General features: G+C 37.6%; 16 protein-coding genes and 2 pseudogenes. 12 read left to right on the top strand and 6 right to left on the bottom strand.

Annotation, left to right across the window (positions count from 1 at the left end):
• Window positions 1-40 precede the first annotated feature (40 nt).
• From RG565_RS03350 to RG565_RS03340, 3 genes and pseudogenes are all read left to right on the top strand, one after another.
• Window positions 41-1495, top strand: a complete 1455-nt coding sequence (locus RG565_RS03350) for a DUF1524 domain-containing protein (protein WP_268732200.1) — start codon at window positions 41-43, stop codon at window positions 1493-1495.
• Between the two features lie 19 nt (window positions 1496-1514).
• Window positions 1515-2006: pseudogene (locus RG565_RS03345) on the top strand (N-6 DNA methylase); the annotation flags it as partial.
• Window positions 2005-3267, top strand: a pseudogene (locus RG565_RS03340) (type I restriction enzyme endonuclease domain-containing protein); the annotation flags it as partial. The pseudogenes RG565_RS03345 and RG565_RS03340, both read left to right, overlap by 2 nt.
• A 226-nt stretch (window positions 3268-3493) precedes the next feature.
• On the opposite strand, the gene lysS reads toward RG565_RS03340, so the two are convergent.
• From lysS to RG565_RS03315, 5 genes are all read right to left on the bottom strand, one after another.
• Window positions 3494-4981, bottom strand: coding sequence for a lysine--tRNA ligase (gene lysS, locus RG565_RS03335; RefSeq protein ID WP_268732199.1), 1488 nt, complete (start codon window positions 4979-4981; stop codon window positions 3494-3496).
• An 83-nt stretch (window positions 4982-5064) separates the two neighbouring features.
• Window positions 5065-5706, bottom strand: a complete 642-nt coding sequence (locus RG565_RS03330) for a histidine phosphatase family protein (RefSeq protein WP_003029002.1) — start codon at window positions 5704-5706, stop codon at window positions 5065-5067.
• A gap of 12 nt (window positions 5707-5718) precedes the next feature.
• Window positions 5719-6201, bottom strand: a complete 483-nt coding sequence (locus RG565_RS03325) for an aminoacyl-tRNA deacylase (protein WP_268732198.1) — start codon at window positions 6199-6201, stop codon at window positions 5719-5721.
• A complete protein-coding gene (locus RG565_RS03320) occupies window positions 6201-7043 on the bottom strand; it encodes a DUF368 domain-containing protein (RefSeq protein WP_268732197.1) in 843 nt (280 codons plus the stop codon). The genes RG565_RS03325 and RG565_RS03320 overlap by 1 nt, the downstream gene beginning before the upstream one ends.
• A gap of 126 nt (window positions 7044-7169) precedes the next feature.
• Window positions 7170-8006 carry a glycoside hydrolase family 25 protein gene (locus tag RG565_RS03315; RefSeq protein ID WP_268732196.1) on the bottom strand — a complete coding sequence of 279 codons (837 nt, stop codon included), beginning with the start codon at window positions 8004-8006 and terminating at the stop codon, window positions 7170-7172.
• Between the two features lie 280 nt (window positions 8007-8286).
• Here RG565_RS03315 and ftsW point away from each other — a divergent pair, with 280 nt between their 5' ends.
• The 7 genes from ftsW (at window position 8287) to RG565_RS03280 (ending at window position 19651) form a co-directional block, all read left to right on the top strand.
• Window positions 8287-9519, top strand: a complete 1233-nt coding sequence (ftsW, locus tag RG565_RS03310; protein ID WP_059220927.1) for a cell division peptidoglycan polymerase FtsW — start codon at window positions 8287-8289, stop codon at window positions 9517-9519.
• 38 nt (window positions 9520-9557) lie between these two features.
• Entirely contained in the window at window positions 9558-12257 is a 2700-nt protein-coding gene (gene ppc, locus RG565_RS03305; RefSeq protein WP_247936994.1) for a phosphoenolpyruvate carboxylase, read from the top strand.
• A gap of 124 nt (window positions 12258-12381) precedes the next feature.
• Complete coding sequence (locus RG565_RS03300) at window positions 12382-12852, top strand: RNA polymerase sigma factor (RefSeq protein WP_204972621.1); 471 nt, start codon at window positions 12382-12384, stop codon at window positions 12850-12852.
• Window positions 12839-13903, top strand: a complete 1065-nt coding sequence (locus RG565_RS03295) for an anti sigma factor C-terminal domain-containing protein (protein ID WP_247936995.1) — start codon at window positions 12839-12841, stop codon at window positions 13901-13903. The genes RG565_RS03300 and RG565_RS03295 overlap by 14 nt, the downstream gene beginning before the upstream one ends.
• A 123-nt stretch (window positions 13904-14026) precedes the next feature.
• On the top strand, window positions 14027-15223 hold the full coding sequence (gene tuf / locus RG565_RS03290; RefSeq protein ID WP_003023932.1) for an elongation factor Tu: 1197 nt from the start codon (window positions 14027-14029) through the stop codon (window positions 15221-15223).
• 156 nt (window positions 15224-15379) lie between these two features.
• On the top strand, window positions 15380-16138 hold the full coding sequence (gene tpiA / locus RG565_RS03285) for a triose-phosphate isomerase (protein ID WP_003023935.1): 759 nt from the start codon (window positions 15380-15382) through the stop codon (window positions 16136-16138).
• Window positions 16139-16204: 66 nt separating this feature from the next.
• On the top strand, window positions 16205-19651 hold the full coding sequence (locus RG565_RS03280; protein WP_308937452.1) for a GBS Bsp-like repeat-containing protein: 3447 nt from the start codon (window positions 16205-16207) through the stop codon (window positions 19649-19651).
• Between the two features lie 201 nt (window positions 19652-19852).
• Here the strand turns inward: RG565_RS03280 and mnmE are convergent, their stop codons facing one another.
• Window positions 19853-21226, bottom strand: a complete 1374-nt coding sequence (gene mnmE / locus RG565_RS03275; protein ID WP_247936997.1) for a tRNA uridine-5-carboxymethylaminomethyl(34) synthesis GTPase MnmE — start codon at window positions 21224-21226, stop codon at window positions 19853-19855.
• A gap of 355 nt (window positions 21227-21581) precedes the next feature.
• Here mnmE and rpiA point away from each other — a divergent pair, with 355 nt between their 5' ends.
• Window positions 21582-22271: a ribose-5-phosphate isomerase RpiA gene (gene rpiA, locus RG565_RS03270; protein WP_059220878.1), complete on the top strand. Its 690-nt coding sequence runs from the start codon at window positions 21582-21584 to the stop codon at window positions 22269-22271.
• A 182-nt stretch (window positions 22272-22453) separates the two neighbouring features.
• On the top strand, window positions 22454-23263 hold the full coding sequence (locus tag RG565_RS03265) for a purine-nucleoside phosphorylase (RefSeq protein ID WP_247936998.1): 810 nt from the start codon (window positions 22454-22456) through the stop codon (window positions 23261-23263).
• The last annotated feature ends 28 nt before the right edge of the window (window positions 23264-23291 follow it).

Raw genomic sequence — 23291 nt, 5'->3', positions numbered from 1 at the left:
AGTTATTGATGGTCAACAAAGACTTACAGTTATTACTATATTGTTATCAGTTCTAACCAATAAATTCAAAAATATAAAAGAAGAAGATTTAGCAGAAGCAACATTTGAATATATTAAAACAAAAGATGATTATGGAAGGCCTATTCCTAAGTTAAAAAGTATTACCTCATACCCATATTTTGAAGCATATGTTCAGTCAATTGAAAAAACAGATGTTGAACCTGTAACCGAAGAAGAAATTAACATAAAACAAACCTATAATTATTTTGAGTCAGAGTTGGAGGAGATGAAGTTAAAAGGGAAATATGATTTCAATGAAAATACTCTTTATAAAGATTTGTTGATAGCAATTAGAGATCAGATTCTTCAGATGAATGTTATATCTATTTTAACTGAAGAAAAAGATTCGGCTTATGAGATATTTGAAATATTGAATGCAAAGGGAAAAAACCTTGCGAGTATTGATTTAATTAAAAATAGTATATATTCTAAATTTCATGCTGACGATAATGCAAAAGATAAGATTATAGAAAATAAATGGGAGGGAATTAAAACTACATTGAGAAGTAGAAATCCCAATATTGGATTTGCTACATTTTATAGGCATTATTGGATTTCAAAATATCAAAAGACAACTAATTCAAAGCTATATGATTCTTTTAAAAAACATATTAAATCTAATAAAAAATCATATGAGGAATTTGTTGAAGATTTAAGTACTATAGCAGAGACGTATATGAAAATAGTAAGTCCTAATATAGATGATTATGATAACAGAAAAGAATGTAATTGGTTAATCCAGAGTTTAAAAGCTATAGAGAAAACATTTGGCGTTACACAAGCAAGAATAGCACTATTAGCATTATTTGAACTTAAATCAAATGACAAAATATCATCAAAAGCTTTCAAGGATGCGGTTAATTACATTGAAAATTTTATTTTCGCATATACAGGAGTATTAAAAAATCAAGCAAATATTTATGAGTCAAGATTTTCTAAGCTAGCAATAAAATTGCGAGAAAGCGAAAATAAAAGTGATACAAATAATATTTTAAAGGAATACTTATATCAAGAGTTTGAGGACAGATATCCCCAAAAAGAAGAGTTTCTTTCAGGTTTTGTACGTTTAAGGTTTTCTAAAGAAGAGTCTCCAACTAATACAATAACAAAATATGTATTGAATAAAATTTCATCAAAATTAAATAATAGCGAAGTTTATAGTATAGATTCATCTATAGAACACATAATTAACGAAGATATATCAAACGATAACACATTATTCATTGGAAATTTAATATGTTTAGAAATTGATTTAAATAATGAAGCTAGTGATCTAGCCTATGAAGAGAAATTAGAAGTATATAAAAAATCAAAATATAATCAAATTCGAATTTTTTGCAATAATTATCCAAATTTTAATGAAAATGATATAGAGGAAAGATCCAAAATATTGGGAGAGTATTATTATGATAATATATTAAATAAAAGCAACTAGTGAGAGTAACTAGATCTTTTACGATTTATTAGTTGGGTCAGGCGGTATGTTTGTTCAGTCAGCTAAGTTTATAGAGAATCATAGTGGAAATATTAATAATTTATCTGTTTTTGGTCAAGAATCCAACGCTGATACTTGGAAGATGGCTAAGATGAACATGGTTATCCGAGGTATTGATGCGGATTTTGGTGAGCATCAAGCGAACAGTTTTTTCAATGATTTACATCCAACACTAAAAGCTAATTATATCATGGCTAATCCACCCTTTAATTTTTCTAACTGGGGAGTAGATAAGCTGCAAGATGATATTCGCTGGAAATACGGAACGCCACCTAATAGCAATGCAAACTATGCTTGGATTCATCACATGGATCCTAGTAATGGCAAGGTTGGCTTTGTTCTGGCGAATGGCTCACTCTCATCGACTCAGAGCGGTGAAGGGGACATTCGTAAAAAAATTATCGAAGATGACTTAATTGAGGGGAGTATAGCTCTTCCTGCTAATCTCTTTTAAGATTGCTATCGTCGTTGATATGTGGCTGACTGGATTTGATGTTCCTAGCCTTGCAACCATGTATGTATATAAGCCAATGCAAGGTCATAATCTTATGCAGGCAATCGCTCGCGTTAATCGTGTATACAAAAATAAAGAGGGTGGAGTTGTAGTTGATTATATCGGTATTGCAAGTGCTTTAAAGCAAGCCATGAACGATTATACAAATCGAGACAAAGGTAACTTTGGGGACACTGATATAGCTAAGACAGCTTTACCAAAGTTTGTCGAAAAACTAGAGGTCTGTCGTGATTTGTTTTATGGGTTTGACTATTCAGAATTCATGCTCTCTAAATCAAGTGATTTAATCAGAGCTAAAACAATTAGTGGCGGGGTAAACTTCTTGTCAAGTGTAGACAAGGAGAAGAAGAAAGAGCTCTTCATAAAAGAGTCGTTACTCTTACGCCAAGCGTTATCACTTTGTCGTTCTTTGCTTACTCCTGAGCAACGTTTTGAAGCAGCTTATTTTGAAGCAGTCAGAACATTGCTAACACGAATAACTGGGGAGGGTAAAAAGCTTTTTTTGAAAGATATTAATGATCGTATCAATGAGTTACTAAAAGCTTCTATCAAGAGTGAAGGCGTCATTAATTTATTCTCAGATATTGATACAGGATTTTCGTTATTTGATCCTAAATTTTTAGATGAAATTTCTAAAATGAAGGAAAAAAACATAGCGGTAGAACTCTTAAAAAAATTATTACAGGAGCAGATTACCTTATATCAAAGAACTAATTTAGTCAAATCCGAAAAGTTCTCTGAAATTCTTTCGCGAGCGATGAGAGCATATCTGAATGGCATGCTTTCGAATGAAGAAGTTATTGCTGAATTAATGAAAATGGCCAAAGAAATGGCGAAGGCTCACGAAGAGGGGGATTCTTTAGGTCTTACCGATGAAGAATTAGCTTTCTATGATGCTTTGACGCAACCACAAGCAGTCAAAGATTTTTATGAAAATGATGAGCTTGTTGCAATGACTCATGAATTAACTGAGACATTGCGCAAAAGCAGAACTATTGATTGGCAGAAAAAACATTCTGCGCGTGCTCGTATGCGCATGCTTGTTAAACGGCTCCTTAGGAAATACAAATATCCACCGGAGGGTGTTGAAGACGCTATTGTGACAGTTATCAAGCAATGTGAAATGTGGACAGATAACCCTGATAATAACTATGAAAGTTATTCTTTTCTAGACGGATTGATGGTTGCTGAAAAATAAAAGAATCATTGTAGTAGAATGAGAATATCTTAGCATTGGGAGAGAAAATGGTTAATTCTCTCCTTATTGTGCTTTTAAGTTGAGTTTTTATACTGTAGCGTTTATAAATCTATATATAAATAAAAAGAAAGCTCTATAATATCCAAATGGAGTTACCCACTATAGAAATTATAGAGCCTTATTATTGATAGCGAGTAGCTTGAAGACAGCTGCTCTTTTTGTAGATTTACTTCATCGTAGGGAAAAGCAATACATCACGGATAGAAGTGACATCTGTCAACAGCATAATCAAACGGTCGATTCCAATTCCGAGACCTCCAGTTGGTGGCATGCCGTATTCAAGAGCTTCTACGTAATCGTAGTCAATGCCAGTTGCTTCGTCATCTCCGAGTTCCTTAGCTTTGGCTTGTGCTTCAAAACGCGATAATTGGTCGATTGGGTCGTTCAACTCTGTAAAGGCATTGGCAAATTCGCGCCCAACGATAAAGAGTTCAAAGCGGTCGGTAAAGCGTGGATCATTTGCATTTTTCTTAGCTAGTGGAGATACTTCTACCGGATGACCATAGATAAATGTAGGCTGAATTAAGGTATCTTCAACGAAGTCTTCAAAGAAAGCATTGATAATGTGACCAACCGTAAAGTGTTTTTCAACTGTTACATGATGTTCCTGAGCCAGCGCAGTCGCTTCTTCGAGAGTCATATCTTTCCAGAAATCAATGCCAGTTTGTTCTTTAATGGCTTCTAGCATGTGTTTACGTGCAAATTTGCGACCGATAAAGATTTCAGTACCTTGATAAGGGACACTTTCAGCATCTGTGACAGCTTTCGCCGCACTTTGGATAATTCCTTCCGTCAAGTCCATGATATCTTCAAAGTCTGCGTAAGCCTGATAAGCCTCGATTGTAGTGAACTCAGGATTATGAGTAGCGTCCATACCTTCATTACGGAAAATGCGTCCCATTTCATAGACACGCTCCATACCACCGACAATTAGGCGTTTTAAGTGCAATTCGGTTGCGATACGAAGTACCATGTCAATATTTTGTGCATTGTGATGGGTGATAAACGGACGAGCAGCAGCACCACCAGCTTCGTTATGTAGCACAGGCGTTTCAACCTCAAGGAATCCTTGATTGTCAAGATAACGGCGGATTTCAGAAACGATGCGGCTACGAGTCACGAAACGCTCAAAGCTTTCACGATTGGAAATCAAATCCAAATACCGTTTACGATAAATCGTTTCAACGTCTGTCAGTCCATGGAATTTTTCTGGTAATGGACGAAGTGCTTTAGAGAGGTGTGTGATGTGAGTTGCTTTGATTGACAGCTCTCCCATATCTGTGCGCATAACCTCACCTTCAATACCAAGGAAGTCCCCAATATCTGCTTTTTTGAAAATTTGATAATTCTCTTCGCCGACAGTATCTTTTCTGACGTAGATTTGAATTTGACCTTCGCGATCTTGGATATGAGCAAAACCGACTTTTCCTTTACCACGCTTGGTCATAAGGCGGCCAGCAATTGTAGCAGTTTCAGCTAATTCATGTAGCTCTTCTTTTGTTTTATCACTATATTTTTCTTTTAATTGGGCAGAATCTGCGGTACGTTCAAAACGTTTACCAAATGGGTCAATACCTTGTTCTGCTAAAGCAGCCATTTTTTCACGACGAATCAGCTGCTGGTCATTTAATTCTTCAATATGTTCAGTAGTCATATTCTTCCTCCTAAAGTTTACCTTCCTCATTCTATCATAAATAAGGCAGAAATTCACCTATAAATAAAGAAAAAACCGTGATTTTATACGCTCACGGTTTCAATTGTTTTTAAGTGATCAACATTGTTCCAATCAAGAAGTGTAAAATGCTCAAAATCTTGTGTTTCAAGAATAGTGACACTTCCATTTGTAAGACCGCCCTGCTGACGAAGTTGAGCAAAGTCATAACCTAATAACAAACGTAAAGAAGCAGTTAAATTCGCTCCATGACCAACAAAAAGAAGATTTTCATAAGATTGTTCTTTTTGTGATTTAATGAAGTCTATTGTACGTCGTGTAGTATTGTAGACTGATTCTGCACCAAAAATAGAGTTGTTAAATTTCGCCAGATTATGACGGAAAGCTTCCATTTGATGAGGATAGATAGCCGTAATCGTAGAGATTTTCTGTCCTTCTAGGGAGCCAAGCTGCCATTCGCGTAGCTCTGTATGTGGTTCAACAACTGATGAATATTGATTTTCACTACAGATGATCTGTGCAGTTGCCATTGCGCGTGGTAAATCACTTGAAAAAATCTTGTCAAATTTAATGTGAGCCATGTGTTTTCCAAGCAAGTGCAATTCTTCAATAGAAGTCTCAAGCAGCGGTGAATCACCATTGGCTCCTTGAAAGCGTCCTTCTAAATTCCATTGAGTTTTTCCGTGTCGAACGAAGTAGAGTTTCATACAGTTTCCTTTCTATTTTGAATCCTCTTTTATGTCTGCAAAGGTTGCCTCGACAAAATTTGCTAATTCCTTTGCGTTTATTTCAATACTGTGTCCTAATTCTCCAGCTGAGACAATAATAGTCTCGCGTGTTAAAGCTGAATTGTCAATGTAAATAGGAAAGTGGTGTTTTTGCCGAATGCCGACAGGATTATTTGCGCCATGGATATAACCCGTTGTTTTTTCCAACTCCTTTTGCGGAATCATGCTGACTTTTTTGTTGCCAGATATTTTAGCTAGTTTTTTTTCTGCAAGGTGTTCTGTTATGGGCACAATTCCAATGACTGTTCCTGTTTTATCACCTGTTAGAGCTAATGTTTTATAAATTTGTGAGCGCTCTATTTCTTCAGGTAATTGTCCTTCTAAAGCATTAATTTGGAGGCCTTTGTGAGGAATTTTTGATTTTGTTAAAATTTGCTCTACAAGAGTTTTCTTAATTTTTGTTTTTTTAGCCATTATTTATACTTTTCCTCCAATTGGTTCATCCAAGCACCCAGCCAAGTTCCTAATCCAAAGAAGAACGCAGCAGTAACAAAGGTAATGATAGAAGTATTAGCATAATGAATACTTTCGCTATTCCCATGATTTGGTACCAAGATGAGAATGGTACTCGACAAGACAATACCGATGATAAAATGATATACTCGAGAATGATAATTTTCTAAAGCATAATGCATAGATTTTGAAAAAATTACAAGTGCGAGTAGACCGCCGATTCCAATTGGTAAAAAAGTTCCTAAAATATCTAAAGATTTGAAACCGATGAGCATAGGAGAATACAGTCCCAAAATTAAAAGTAAATTTGAAGGACTCAAGCCTGGAACGAGAATTCCCAGTGCGATAAGGGCACCAGCTAAAATAAAAGTCAAGAAATTTGCTGGCAATGTTCCGACGAAGCTATTGAGGAAATAAAGGCAAACCCCAGAAATGAAAAAAGTGGCTACGAACCAAATGACATCGGTTCGATCGCGATCAGATTCTCTAGTAGATTCCTTTAGCAAACTTGGAATCGTACCAATAATCGCTCCTGCAAATCCCCATAAAACAATGATTTTATAATGCTCTAAGAGATATTCAACTGGCAGGGAAAATAGTGCAATCCCTAAAACTATTCCAATACCAACAGGTAAAAAATAAAGTACATTTTCACAAAAATTCTCTTTTATATGCGCTAAAAAATAAATCATCCGCTCGTAAATCCCCAAAATAGCGGCTAAAACTCCACCAGATACCCCGGGAAGAATAAATCCTAGCGCGATGACAATTCCCTTAAAAATTCTTATCAACCAAGAAATCATCCATTACTCCCTAAACTTTTCTATGTTAATTATTATATCATATTTAGAAACAAGAAAGTAGTGATAACTGGACGAGAAGAAAAGAAAAACTCTGCAAAGTTTTCGATTCAAACTATTACAGAGTTATTATTTTCCATTACCAAATAACTTTTTAAATGTTTTTGTCTGATTTTTTAAAGGAGATAGCTGATTGAGATCGACATCATGTGCAAAACCACTAATTGAGCCTTGTGATGTGTATTGATGTAAATCATATTTCAAGTCTGTCTTAGGGGCAGCGTTGTAATAACCGTCATTATAGCCGTAAGTTGGAATCCAAATAGCTGTGAATTTCTTAGTTGAGATACTGTGTTCTTCAAGGAAATAGGTTCCAACATAAATTCCGATATTCTTAGCACCCAATGATGCTAACTTAGCGCGAAAAGCTTCAACACCAGCATTCATGTCATCAATAGTTTTTTCTTCAACATCTAGCCAGTAGTAGGTAGGTTTGTATTTTGAAGCAGCTTTATAAAAATTTTCGGCAGCTTTTTGCATTTCTTTCTTGTTGCTACCAGCCACATAAGCATAGACAGCGACAGGAATATTTCGTTTTTGAAATTCTTCTATGTGGCGTTGATAGGATTTATCAATTCCGTTTAAGTGTGTAGCTGCATTTTCTTTTTTTGCTTGTGCTCCGCTATGCACGCGTATAATGGCGCCAGAAACATTTTTTGCTAGTACATCATAGTTAATATCACTTGGCAATTGCCAGCCGGACAAGTCAATGATTGGTTTATAGGATTTGTCTGCTTCATCGGAATCTGAAGTATCAGTTGACTGAGAAGTAGCTGATGTTTGTGTAATAGCGTCCTTTTGCTGTTTAGTTTCCTTGCTCTCTGAATAATGCTTCGCTCCTAAAATAATCGCAATGAAGCTAACAAAGAAAACAAAGACAACAAGCGGTTTAATCCTCTTTCTCATATAATTTCATTTTAACGTAAAGTCAGATAAAAAGCAAAATAAACTAGTAGAAAATAAGTATTTGTCATCAAATTGAAATATTAAAGAAAACGGTTTATTGGACATAATGGTGAAGAATGCTTATAAATCCTTTTCATAGACTCAGCTTATTGTTCTTTTTTTAGTTAAAGTTTAGCCTAGATACTGCAAGGATTTAAAAAATACCGTTCGTTAAATACTTTTTTTTTACCTTGGAAAATGGTATAATGTTCGGTGAAAATTTAATAATATTAGGTGAACTATGAAAATTGATAAACGCCACCTGCTGAATTATTCCATTTTGATTCCTTATTTGATTTTATCTATTTTGGGATTGATAGTTGTTTATTCGACATCAAGTGCCACTTTAGTACAGGTGGGAGCAAATTCGCTCAGATCTGTTTTAAATCAAGGAATTTTCTGGGTAATCAGCTTACTTGCTATTGCTTTGATTTACAAAATAAAGTTAGATTTCTTAAAAGACAATCGACTGATTGTCATTGTTATTTTTGTGGAAATCTTGCTTTTAATTTTATCTCGCTTCCTTGGTGCCCGAATCAATGGTGCACATGGTTGGTTACGATTTGGTCCGATTAGTCTCCAGCCGGCTGAGTATTTAAAAATTATTCTGATTTGGTTTTTAGCACAGCGATTTTCTCATCAGCAAGATGAAATCGCAACGTATGACTATCAGGCTTTAACACGAAATCAACTGATTCCACGCGCACTGAACGATTGGCGAATTCTGGTCGTGGTGCTCATTGGGATTGTGGCAGCGCTGCCTGACTTGGGGAATGCGACCATTCTTTTGCTGACGACCTTAATCATGGTAACGGTTAGTGGGATTGGTTATCGCTGGTTTTCAACTCTTCTTGGGATATTGGTCACTCTTTCCACAGCGGTTTTAGCAGGCATCTGGTTGATTGGTGTGGAAAAAGTTGCTCAGGTTCCTGTGTTTGGCTATGTAGCAAAACGATTTAGTGCCTTTTTTAACCCCTTTAAAGATTTATCAGGTGCAGGTCACCAGCTAGCTAATTCCTATTATGCCATGAGTAATGGCGGTTGGTTTGGCTTAGGATTAGGAAATTCTATCGAAAAACGTGGTTATTTGCCAGAAGCACAGACAGACTTCGTCTTTTCCATTGTTATTGAAGAATTTGGATTTATCGGTGCCAGCTTGATTTTAGCCCTCTTATTTTTCCTTATTTTGCGGATTATTCTTGTGGGAATTCGAGCGAAAGATCCATTTAATTCTATGATGGCTCTTGGTGTCGGTGGAATGCTACTGACACAGACGTTTGTCAATATTGGAGGAATTTCCGGTTTGATTCCTTCGACGGGTGTCACCTTCCCCTTCTTATCACAAGGTGGAAATAGTTTGTTGGTATTATCCGTAGCGATTGCTTTTGTGTTAAACATTGATGCCAATGAAAAACGAGAAAGTTTGTATAGAGAAATCGAAGAAACCAATCACGGTTTAAGAATTATTCGCTAACGTTAGATTGAGCAAAAGCTTATTGAAAGGTGTAGATTATGTCACTTCAAAAATTAGAAAATTACAACAATAAAGAAGTTATCAAAGAAGAAGTTACGATTCTGACGGACTTATTAGAAGAAGTTACAAAAAATATGCTGAGTCCTGAAACCTTTGAAAAAATCATTGCTTTAAAAGAATTAGCAGCAGTTGGAAATTATGAAGGGTTAAATGAGATTGTTCAAAGTCTATCGAACAAGGAAATGTCCTATATTTCTCGTTATTTTTCAATCCTGCCTCTTTTAATCAATATTTCAGAAGATGTGGATTTGGCTTTTGAGATTAACTATCAAAATAATGTGGGGCAAGATTATCTTGGGAAATTATCCACAACGATTGATTTGGTTGCTGAAAAGGAAAACGCTGCTGAAATTTTGGAGCATTTGAATGTGGTCCCTGTTTTAACAGCTCATCCAACTCAAGTGCAACGAACGACTATGCTGGATTTGACCAATCATATTCACGTTTTGTTGCGTAAATACCGCGATGTGCGAATGGGCTTGCTCAATGAGCAAAAATGGCACAATAATCTTCGGCGGTATATCGAAATTATCATGCGGACAGATATGATTCGTGAGAAGAAATTAAAAGTGACCAATGAAATCACCAATGTGATGGAATACTACAATAGCTCTTTCTTGCAGGCGGTGACTAATTTAACAGAAGAATACAAGCGCTTAGCCAAACAGCACGGGATTGACTTGAAAAATCCAACTCCCATAACAATGGGAATGTGGATTGGTGGCGACCGAGATGGAAATCCGTATGTCACATCTGAAACGTTGAAAAAATCCGCTTTGACCCAATGTGAAGTGATTATGAACTATTACGATACGAAAGTTGCTAATTTGTACCGTGAATTTTCTTTGTCAACAGGTATCGTAAAAGTTAGTGAAGCGGTGCAGGAAATGGCTTATCTGTCAGAAGATAATTCTATTTACCGCGAAAAAGAATTATATCGTCGAGCCTTCTACTATATTCGAACAAAACTGAAAAATACAAAGACTTACTTTATTAACCAAATCAAAACAGAGCCACATTACCACAAAATTGAAGAATTTAAACATGATTTACTAGCTATCAAGCAGTCTCTTCTTGAAAATAAAGGCGAAGCAATGATTTCTGGTGAGTTTACTGAGTTGCTTCAAGCAGTGGAAGTATTCGGTTTTTACCTTGCTTCCATTGATATGCGACAAGATTCTAGTGTTCATGAAGCCTGCGTTGCGGAGTTATTAGCGAGCGCAGGAATTGTGGAGCATTATAGCGAGCTTTCTGAAGACGAAAAATGTCACGTTCTGCTAAATGAACTTCTCTATGATCCGCGGATTCTTTCTGCTACACATGCTAAAAAATCTGCCCTTTTGCAAAAAGAATTAGAGATTTTTCAAACGGCGCGTGAGTTGAAAGATAAGCTAGGAGATGCTGTCATTAAGCAAACCATTATTTCTCATGCTACGAGCGTGTCTGACCTTTTAGAGTTGGCTGTTATGCACAAGGAAGTTGGTCTCATTGATAAAGAATTTGCGCGTGTACAGATTGTGCCACTCTTTGAAACCATTGAAGACTTGGATAATTCCTATGACACGATGAAGAAATACTTATCTCTTCCAATTGCCCAGAAATGGATTGCCTCTAATAACAATTATCAAGAAATCATGTTGGGCTATTCGGACAGCAATAAAGACGGTGGCTACTTATCATCCTGCTGGACTCTTTATAAGGCTCAACAGCAACTGACCGCTATCGGAGATGAATTTGGTGTGAAAATCACCTTCTTCCACGGTCGTGGTGGAACGGTTGGTCGTGGTGGCGGACCTACTTATGAAGCCATTACCTCTCAGCCTCTTCGCAGTATCAATGATCGGATTCGCCTGACAGAGCAAGGAGAAGTCATTGGCAATAAATACGGAAATAAAGACGCAGCGTATTACAATTTAGAAATGCTAGTGTCGGCAACGATTAACCGTATGATTACTAAGAAAAAAAGTGATACCAACACGTCTAATCGCTACGAGCGCATTATGGATCAGATAGTGGAACGAAGCTATCAAATTTATCGTGATTTGGTTTTTGACAATGAGCATTTTTATGATTATTTCTTTGAATCAAGCCCGATCAAAGCTATTTCCAGCTTTAATATTGGTTCGCGACCGGCTGCGCGTAAAACCATTACTGAAATCGGTGGCTTGCGTGCCATTCCGTGGGTCTTTTCATGGTCACAAAGTCGGGTGATGTTCCCTGGTTGGTATGGTGTTGGATCCAGCTTTAAAGAATTTATTGATGAAAATCCAGAAGAAAATCTAGCTTTCTTGAGAAAGATGTATAAAAATTGGCCGTTCTTCCAATCGCTTTTGTCCAATGTAGACATGGTGTTATCAAAGTCGAATATGAATATCGCCTTTGAATATGCTCAATTGTGTGAAGATAAAGAAGTACAAGAAATTTATTATACAATTTTGGATGAGTGGCAATTAACCAAGAATGTTATTCTTGCCATTGAAGATTATGACGACCTGTTAGAAGAAAATCCCTACTTGCGAGACAGTTTGGATTACCGCATGCGTTATTTTAATATCTTGAATTATATTCAGCTAGAACTCATCAAACGCCAACGCCGTGGAGAATTATCCTCGGATGAAGAACGATTGATTCATATCACAATCAACGGAATTGCGACAGGACTGAGAAACTCAGGCTGATGAAGAATAAAAAATCGGAATAGTCCGATTTTTTTATATCTTTGTAACCAAAAACGCTTTCAATTCGTTATACTAGTGAAGGAAGGGGGATGAGAATATCAAACTAGATGATTATGAAAAAGTCTTGATTACCTTTGCGAAAGAAATCGTCTATTATCTGCAAGGCTCAGGCGTTCCAAAAGAGCAAGCAGAAGATGTTGTTCAAGATGTTTTTATCAAAATGCTAGAGTCTGATTTTGTCATCCCTGCTGAAAAAATGCGAGCTTGGATGTATCGTGTGTCTATTCGCCGCTATATTGACAAATACCGGCGTGATAAGCATTATATGGAAATCCTGCGACGAGATTTTTTTACAAAGGAAAATCAATTGATTGTTGAAGGAGCAGATTATGACTTTCTCATGGAGGAAGTAGAAAAGTTGCCAACACAGGATAAAATCATGTTGGATCTTTATTATTTTCAAGGGTTTTCAACAGGAGAAATAGCAGAAGTACTCCATTATTCTAAGAGCAAAGTCAAAGTTCAGCTCATGCGCAGTCGAAAGAAACTTCGACAGATTTTGGAAAAGAAAGGATATCATCATGGAAACATTTGAAATTGTTGCAAAGAAAAACAAAAAGAGAAATATCAAGCGGATTATCCTCTGGTCAACAACAGTAGTGGTAGTATTTTTTGGAATATATATTGCTGCTCGTATGATTACAGGAAAACTCATCAGCTACCAAGCTTGGAAGGTGGTCAATGAGGTACAATTAGTTGAAAGCGTCGCCTTTCCTAATATTGAAACGTATACATGGTCTGCTAATGGTGGGGATATGTTCCACGGTGGTATTAAAGGTAGACAAGCCAAAGATATTTATGGGATTCCGCTAGACTATGGTGAATACAAGACAGATTTTGGAATTTTTAATATCGATCGAGGAACTCTTTTTCATGCAAATTCTGGAAGATATACAGAATCCGGGGCAACTATTCAAATAGAAAACAATCAGAAAGTGCCACAATTCTACAATAAAAAAGCTAAAGAAGAGAAAGGAGAACCTGTCCATGAACCAACCCAAGAACTTCCTTATATCAAAGAAATGAAAAATCAACTGGTAGAAGTGGCTCTGACCTTTGATAAACCATATAGTTTAAAAGAAATTCGGGCAATGATACCTAAGAACCTCAAGACCAATTGGTATTGGATTGGTACAAATTCAACAAGCGATCCAAGCTGGTGGCAACCAAGCAATCTATATGGTACGAGTCCAGATTATCTAACGCAAAAAGAATATGTTCACAAAAAGGAAGCAGAAGAAGCTATTAAAAACCTCAAAGAAGGAGAGAAACTGAGTGACAGACTTTCCGAAATGAAGGATGTAGATGGATTCTTGGCTAATCTGAAGAAATATATTAAAAGTGGATTTGGAAAAAGCAGCTACAATAATGTAACTCCGTCAGATGACATTAAAACCTACTTGAAAAAATTTGGTAAGCTAGACTTGTCTAAGAAAGAAGACCTAGAAAAATTAGAGTTCTCAGGCGTCATCTTGACAGGAAAAGCTGAAAATTTTGCTCAGTTGGAAGGTAAGGAGTGGATTTACGCATCAAGTATTGGGGCTTCTACACCAAATCAACCATACTACAAGTTGGACAAAGAATAAATTGATAAAAAAGGCGTAAAATGCTTGCAATTTGAAGAAAATTTGATAAAATAGTAAGGAAAGTTAGACTGTATTGCCTACTGTCTATCTATAAAATATATTTTATTGGAGGCTTTTACTCAAATGGCAAAAGAAAAATACGATCGTAGTAAACCACACGTTAACATCGGTACAATCGGACACGTTGACCATGGTAAAACTACCCTAACTGCAGCTATCACAACTGTACTTGCACGTCGTCTTCCAAGTTCAGTTAACCAACCAAAAGATTACTCATCTATTGATGCTGCTCCAGAAGAACGCGAACGCGGAATCACTATCAACACTGCACACGTTGAATACGAAACTGCTAAACGTCACTATGCTCACATCGACGCTCCAGGGCACGCGGACTACGTTAAAAACATGATCACTGGTGCTGCTCAAATGGACGGAGCTATCCTTGTAGTAGCTTCAACTGACGGACCAATGCCTCAAACTCGTGAACACATCCTTCTTTCACGCCAAGTAGGTGTTAAATACCTTATCGTCTTCATGAACAAAGTTGACTTGGTTGACGATGAAGAATTGCTTGAATTGGTTGAAATGGAAATCCGTGACCTTCTTTCAGAATACGATTTCCCAGGTGATGAAATCCCAGTTATCCAAGGTTCAGCTCTTAAAGCTCTTGAAGGTGATGAAAAATATGAAGACATCATCATGGAATTGATGGATACTGTTGATGAATACATTCCAGAACCAGAACGTGACACTGACAAACCATTGCTTCTTCCAGTCGAAGATGTATTCTCAATTACTGGACGTGGTACTGTTGCTTCAGGACGTATCGACCGTGGTACTGTTAAAGTCAACGACGAAGTTGAAATCGTTGGTATCCGTGACGAAATCCAAAAAGCAGTTGTTACTGGTGTTGAAATGTTCCGTAAACAATTGGACGAAGGTCTTGCTGGAGATAACGTAGGGGTTCTTCTTCGTGGTATCCAACGTGACGAAATCGAACGTGGACAAGTTCTTGCTAAACCAGGTTCAATTCATCCACACACTAAATTCAAAGGTGAAGTTTACATCCTTACTAAAGAAGAAGGTGGACGTCATACTCCATTCTTCAACAACTACCGTCCTCAATTCTACTTCCGTACTACAGACGTTACAGGTTCAATCGAACTTCCTGCAGGTACTGAAATGGTAATGCCTGGTGATAACGTAACAATCGACGTTGAATTGATCCACCCAATTGCCGTAGAACAAGGAACTACATTCTCTATCCGTGAAGGTGGACGTACTGTAGGTTCAGGTATGGTTACAGAAATCGAAGCTTAATTCAATTAAGTTCCCAGATGAACAATTAAAGTCAGACAAATGAGCTCCGCTGTTGCGGGGCTTTCTTTTTTATGATTTCATTCGACTCAGTCTTTATTTCTCTATTAAATTATGGTAAAATAATAGATGTAAATAAAAAAAGAAGAGGTATGTGAAATGTCACGTAAACCATTTATTGCTGGTAACTGGAAAATGAACAAAAATCCAGAAGAAGCTAAAGCTTTTGTAGAAGCAGTTGCAAGTAAACTTCCTTCATCTGATCTTGTTGAAGCAGGTATCGCAGCTCCTGCGCTTGATTTGACGACAGTTCTTGCTGCAGCAAAAGGTTCAAATCTTAAAGTTGCTGCACAAAATACTTATTTTGAAGATGCTGGTGCATTTACTGGTGAAAATAGTCCCAAAGTTCTTTCTGAAATGGGTCTTGATTATGTTGTAATTGGTCACTCTGAACGTCGTGACTATTTCCATGAAACAGACGAAGATATCAACAAGAAAGCTCATGCTATCTTCCGCAACGGTCTTCTTCCAATCATCTGCTGTGGTGAATCTCTTGAAACTTACGAAGCTGGTAAAGCAGTGGAATTTGTAGGTGCTCAAGTATCTGCAGCCCTTAAAGGATTGACAGCAGAACAAGTGTCTTCTCTTGTCATTGCTTATGAACCCATCTGGGCTATCGGTACTGGTAAATCAGCTACTCAAGATGATGCTCAAAAAATGTGTAAAGCAGTTCGTGATGTTGTAGCAGCTGACTTTGGTCAAGAAGTGGCTGACAAAGTACGTGTACAATACGGCGGCTCAGTAAAACCGAACAATGTAGCTGAATACATGGCATGTCCAGATGTTGACGGTGCCCTTGTTGGTGGAGCATCACTTGAAGCAGAAAGTTTCCTTGCATTGTTGGACTTTGTAAAATAATTTCTTAAAAGAAATAGTTAGCTTGCCATATTTTATGGCAGGCTTATTTTAAAATGGAGAAATAAAATGAAAAAGAAAAGTTTATTTTATTTAGCAAGCACAGCTATTTTAATTGCAGCTAGTTCACAGCAAATTTTTGCTGATGAACCTGTAAAAACTTCTACGCCACAGCCGACAGTAGAAGTCAATAAACAAGAAGCTCATTCTTCAGTTGAACTCCAAACAAAAGAAGTAACTCAAACTGCTCCAATAAATCAAACAACTTCATCTTCTTCATCTAAAAATGAAGCAACTGCTTCATCAACCGCTTCAACTGAAGCTAAAGTTTCAGAAGAACAAAATGTTGTAAAAGAAAATTCGACAACTACAACTGAGACTAAAAAAGACAACAAGTCAACTTTTTTTGCTGCACAGAATAATCAAGCAACAGCTAGAAGTAATCCTGATGCACAAGTGAAAAAATCAACTTTTGTGGATGTCAGCAGTCATAATGGACATATCAGCAAAGAGGATTATCAACATTTAGCTGAAAAAGGGGTAAATGGGGTTGTTGTCAAATTAACAGAAGGAACGAGTTATAAAAATCCTTATGCGGCTTCTCAAACACAGAATGCACAAGCGGCAGGTATGCAAGTGTCGGCTTATGCTTTTTCTCATTATACTAATGAAGCAGAAGCAAGAGCAGAAGCGCGCTATTTTGCAGAGGAAGCAAGGCGATTGAACCTTCCTTCCTCAACTGTTATGGTAAATGATATTGAAGATTCTGATATGCGTCCGAATATCAATGCAACTACTCAAGCTTGGGCAGATGAAATGCGGCGTATGGGTTTTTCAAATTTGATGTACTATACAAGTGCAAGTTGGATTGATCGAAATAATCTCAGAACGAAAGGACCAATCCAAACAGAGCAATTTGGCTTGGAAAATTTCTGGGTAGCGCAATATCCAACTTCAAAATTAAGTGCAGATGATGCGAAAATACTGAAATATAATAGTGAAGCGGGTGCTTGGCAGTTTACTTCGCAAGCTGAACTACTATCTGGTCGTCATGTATTTGATCAAAGCGTGGATTATACTGGACGATTTACGAATAAGGCAACTCCAAGCAACCGTGCTGCAAATCAGCCAATAAAGGGAAAAATCACGGTTCAAAACAAGAATCCTAACACAGGAACCTTTGATGTGATTGTGTCAGATGTTTCTGCTCCTTATGGCGTTCGTGAAGTGAAAGTACCGACTTGGTCTAATGTCAATGGTCAAGATGACATTATTTGGTATACAGCTGCTAAACAGACTGATGGAACCTATAAAGTAACAGTAAGGGCAGTAGATCACAAATTTTCTACAGGACTCTATCACATTCACCTTTATTACATCCAAAATAATGGGAAATTGGTTGGCGTAGGTGGAACAACTACCGAGCTTTCATTAGGACGACCTCAAGGAAAAGTGACCATTGCTAATAATAATCCTGACACAGGAACATTTGATGTCCTTATTTCCAATGTTTCTAGTCCTTATGGTGTTCGTGAAGTGAAAGTTCCAACTTGGTCCAGCATCGGTGGTCAAGATGATATTATCTGGTATACTGCTAAGAAGCAAGCCAATGGAACCTATAAAGTAACAGTTAAAGCGACTGATCATAAAAAATCAACTGGAGAGTATAATATTCATGTATATTATATCCAAGAAAATAATCAGTTGGTAGGAGTAACAGGAACAACGACAACAGTTTCGATTGCGCATCCTAAAGGTACTTTGACTATCACAAATAACAATCCAGACGCAGGAACTTTTGATGTGATTGTCTCAGGCGTTTCCAGTCCAGATGGTGTTCGTGAAGTGAAATTACCGACCTGGTCTAATGTGGATGGTCAAGACGACATTATCTGGTATACCGCTAAAAAACAAGCTGATGGGACTTATAAGACAACTGTCAAGGTAAGTGATCACAAATATTCAACAGGTCTATATAATGTTCATCTATATTATATCCAAGGCAATGGCAAAATCGTTGGAGTAGCTGGAACACAAGTAAATGTTTCTTTAGCGAGAGCAAAAGGGAATCTTACCATTCAAAATAATAATCCAGACACAGGAACATTTGATGTGATTGTTTCAGGTGTTTCTAGCCCTTACGGCGTTCGTGAAGTGAAATTACCGACCTGGTCTAATGTCAATGGTCAGGACGATATTATCTGGTACACTGCCACTAGACAGGCCAATGGAACTTACAAAACGACTGTCAAAGCGAGTGACCATAAAAGAAGCACAGGTTTGTACCATATTCATCTTTACTACATCCAAGGAAATGGTAAAATCGTTGGGATTGGTGGCACAACGACAGAAGTTTCAATTGCACGTCCAAAAGGTACGTTAACAATTCAAAATAAAGATGCCAATAAAGGTACTTTTGAAGTAATTGTTTCCAATGTTTCTAATCCAGATGGTGTCCGTGAAGTGAAATTACCGACCTGGTCTAATGTCAATGGTCAGGACGATATTATCTGGTACACTGCTACTAGACAGACCAATGGAACTTATAAGGCACTCATTAAAGCAAGTGATCATAAGAATTCAACCGGTTTGTACTATATTCATTTGTACTATGTTCAAAACAATGGAACATTGATTGGAGTAGGCGGTACATCAACCAATGTGACAATTTCTGCGGAAAACCTTAAACTAACTGGAAAAATCACGATCCAAAATAATAATCCTAAAACAGGAACATTTGACGTGGTAGTGTCTAATGTTTCCAGCCCTCATGGTGTTCGTGAAGTGAAGCTGCCAACGTGGTCTAGTGTAAATGGTCAAGATGACATCATTTGGTATACTGCTGCAAAACGAGCTGATGGTACCTATAAGATAACTGTCAAAGCGAGTGACCATAAGAACTCAATCGGCGAATACAATGTTCATTTGTATTACATTCAAAACAATGGTAAGCTGGTTGGAGTAGGCGGTACAACAGTACAAGTTTCTAAAACGTCTTATCCGACACCATATTTTTCTCAACGTGATGGTCGTTGGGCAGGACGAACTTATGGTGGCTACACATTTGCTGCAACGGGTTGCGTGCCAACAACGGTTGCTATGGCAATTTCTGGTACTACAGGACAGACTGTTTTACCAACGACTGTGGCAGATTATCTCTATCATTCTACGAATGAATTTAATAAGAGAAGTTACGGCACAACGAGCCATGGTATTGTATTAGCAGCTCGACATTGGGGCTTGAAAACAGATGTTTTAGGTTCAACCGCAGCTGTGCGAGAAGCGCTTGCTATGGGACACCATGTGCTTGGCGCAGTAGGAACCAGTGTGTTTGCAAATTATCCTGTTACTCATGAACTGGTTATGAAAGGCTATAACAACGGAATGACTTATGTAATGGATCCTTATAATGCTAATAATAATGGCTATTATTCAGTAGATTATTTATTTAGAGTACGGAGTTTGGATCCAACTGATAATACAGAAGGTTCTCCGTTCATGACAATTAGAGCATAATATTGTGTCTGCTCTGTGAGAACGAAGGTTCTGCCATTTTATCGGTTTAGTAATGAAAGGCTGAAACTACGAACTAAATATTTAAAATTTTTAGTTCTGTCTTATTCTCTTTTTGATGAGAAGTAAAAAGCTCTATGATTTCTAAGGTTATTCCTATAGGAATCATAGAGCTTACTTGTTTTTGTTCGAATTTGTTTACTATTATTTTCCTAAGCAAAATTGGCTGAAAAGTTGGCTAATGAGTTCATCAGGAGCGGCGTCACCTGTGATTTCACCAAGGATTTCCCATGTTCGGGTGAGATCCACTTGCACTAAGTCAACAGGCATTCCTAAATCCAGTCCCTCATTGACAGCGTGGAGACTTTCGACAGCTTTTTCAATCAGAGAAATATGGCGAGCGTTAGAGAGATAAGTAGCATCTTGTTCTACAATACCTGCATTTTCAAAGAAAAGTTGGTTGATTCGTTCTTCGATTTTATCAATATTTTGATTTTGGAGAACAGAAATCTTGATAAAGTTATCGGGAATCTGGTTAACTTCAATCTTTTCTTCTAAGTCGGTTTTATTGAGCAGCAAGATACGATTGGTGTCTTGACTGATTTCTAACAGTTTGCGGTCTTGTTCTGTTAATGGCTCGCTTGCATTTAGCACAAGAAGCACAAGGTCAGCGTCTTGGAGCGCTTTTTTAGAACGTTCTACTCCGATTTGTTCGACAATATCATCTGTATCACGAATACCCGCAGTATCAATCAACTTGAGTGGCACTCCGTTGATGTTGACATATTCTTCAATGACATCGCGAGTGGTTCCAGCAATGTCCGTTACAATAGCCTTATCTTCACGGAGCAAGTTGTTAAGGAGACTAGATTTTCCGACATTAGGGCGACCAATAATAGCAGTCGAAATTCCTTCGCGTAGAATCTTACCGCGGCGAGCTGTTTTTAAAAGTTGAGTCAGCAGTTTTTCAAATTCAGCAGTTTTTTCACGCAACAGTTTGGTAGTCATTTCCTCAACGTCATCATATTCTGGATAGTCAATATTGACCTCGACTTGAGCTAGTGTGTTAAGAATTTCCTGACGTGTGTTGTTGATGAGGTCGGACAGAGAACCGTCCAGTTGCTTGACGGCGATATTCATGGCTTTGTCCGTTTTTGCCCGAATAATGTCCATGATAGCCTCTGCTTGCGTCAAATCCACACGTCCATTGAGAAAGGCGCGCTTGGTAAATTCACCAGGTTCTGCCATTCTGGCACCTTCGCGAATAGCTAATTGGAGGATTTCGTTGGTCACAGCAATCCCTCCGTGGGTGTTAATCTCAATCACGTCTTCACGTGTGAAGGTTTTCGGAGAACGCATAGCTCCAATCATAACTTCATCTAAAATTTCGTTTTTTTCTGGGTCAATAATATGCCCATAATTTAGTGTGTGACTGGCAACCGTACTTAAATCTTTTCCTTTGAAGATTTTTTGAGCAATGGCAAAGCTATTCGTCCCGCTCAGTCTAACAATGCCGATAGCCCCTTCACCAAGAGGAGTGGAAATGGCAGCAATCGTATCAAATTCTTTGGTTATCATCAATTTAATCCTTATAATGTGTTTATGCAATCTATATTCATTGTAACGCAAAACAAGGTTAGTCGCAAGGTTTTTACATGCTATTTTTGTTCAGATAAGTTCATCATCTCTCTTTAATACAATAAAATAAATTTTAAGAAAGGTTCAATCATCATTCGCTTATTCGTTTGATATATCAAATTATAACGGAGAAAATTTGGAATTTTTGGTGTCTTATAATCAAGAAAAATAGAATATTCGGATTTTAGAATGTTTGTAAAAAAGGGATTATTTAAAAAGAAAGTGGTTTCATTTTTGGGGTGCTAAAGTTGGCAAATCATGGTATACTAGAAGCAGATTGAATAAAGGAGCAAAAATGGAAAACCTCAAAAAAATGGCAGGAATCAAAGCTGCAGAATATGTGAAAGACGGTATGGTAGTTGGTTTAGGAACGGGTTCGACTGCCTATTATTTTGTGGAAGAAGTTGGACGGCGTATCAAGGAAGAAGGACTGAAAATAACAGCAGTTACAACTTCAAGCACAACGAGTGAACAAGCTCGGCGTTTAGATATTCCTTTGAAATCAATTGATGAAGTAGATGAAGTAGACGTGACCGTTGACGGAGCTGATGAGGTGGATACTGACTTCAACGGTATCAAAGGCGGTGGCGGCGCTCTGCTTATGGAAAAAGTTGTCGCAACTCCAACCAAAACCTACATTTGGGTAGTTGATGAAAGTAAAATGGTTGGTAAACTAGGTGCTTTCAAATTACCGGTAGAAGTCGTACAATACGGAGCAGAACAGCTTTTCCGTCGTTTTGAACATGCAGGCTATAAACCGTCATTTCGTGAAAAAAATGGGAAGCGCTATGTCACGGATATGCAGAATTTCATTATCGATCTTGACTTAGGCGTGATTGAAAATCCAGTCGAATTTGGGCAAAAGCTAGATCATGTAGTCGGTGTGGTAGAACATGGACTCTTTAATCAAATGGTGGATATGGTCATTGTTGCTGGAAGAAACGGCGTGCAAATTTTAAAATCAACCAAATCAAAAGGAGAATAGAATTTTATGTCACATGTTATTATATTTATGTCATTGTCATGGATTCAGTCCGAATTAGTATTGCACTAAATGCTGTTCAAAAAGAACAAGAAAGATTAGAATATGCTCTTGAGAGTGGGATGTAATTGTGTCATTCAGCATTTTTCGAATGAAAATTAAAAAAGATATAAAAGGATAAAGATATGAATTTAATGGATAAAATTAACGAAACAGCACAGTTTTTAAAAGATAAAGGAATTACTGCACCAGAATTTGGTTTGATTCTCGGTTCTGGTTTGGGAGAATTAGCTGGTGAGATTGAAAATGCTGTCAGCATTGACTATGCAGGCATTCCAAATTGGGGTCGCTCAACAGTGGTGGGGCATGCTGGTAAATTGGTTTATGGCGACTTAGCAGGTCGGAAAGTACTGGCTTTGCAAGGACGTTTCCATTTTTACGAAGGCAATCCAATGGAAGTAGTGACTTTCCCTGTCCGTGTAATGAAAGAGCTAGGCTGTGAAGGTGTCATTGTTACCAATGCCGCTGGAGGGATTGGATATGGTCCAGGGACGTTAATGGCTATTTCAGACCATATCAATCTGACGGGGCAGAATCCTTTGATTGGAGCGAATTTGGATGAATTTGGTCCACGCTTCCCAGATATGTCTGATGCTTATACAAAAGCTTACCGTGAAAAAGCCCACATCGTAGCAGAAAAATTAGGCATTGAATTGAAAGAAGGAGTTTATCTGGGTGTGACGGGACCAACGTATGAAACACCAGCAGAAATCCGTGCTTTCCAAACATTAGGTGCAAGTGCTGTTGGTATGTCAACTGTTCCGGAAGTAATTGTGGCAGCGCACTCAGGTTTGAAAGTATTGGGAATTTCAGCTATTACAAACTTTGCAGCTGGTTTTCAAAGCGAGCTAAACCACGAAGAAGTCGTAGAAGTGACAGAACGTATCAAGGAAAACTTTAAAGGACTTGTAAAAGCAATCCTTGCAGAACTATAAAAAACATAAATGTAAAAAGAGTCGAAGA

This window comes from Streptococcus sp. IsoGale021 (assembly GCF_031142795.1).
GTDB lineage: Bacteria > Bacillota > Bacilli > Lactobacillales > Streptococcaceae > Streptococcus > Streptococcus hominis.
Note: the sequence above shows the minus strand (reverse complement) of the source record. Positions and strands in the feature narration are given on the sequence as shown.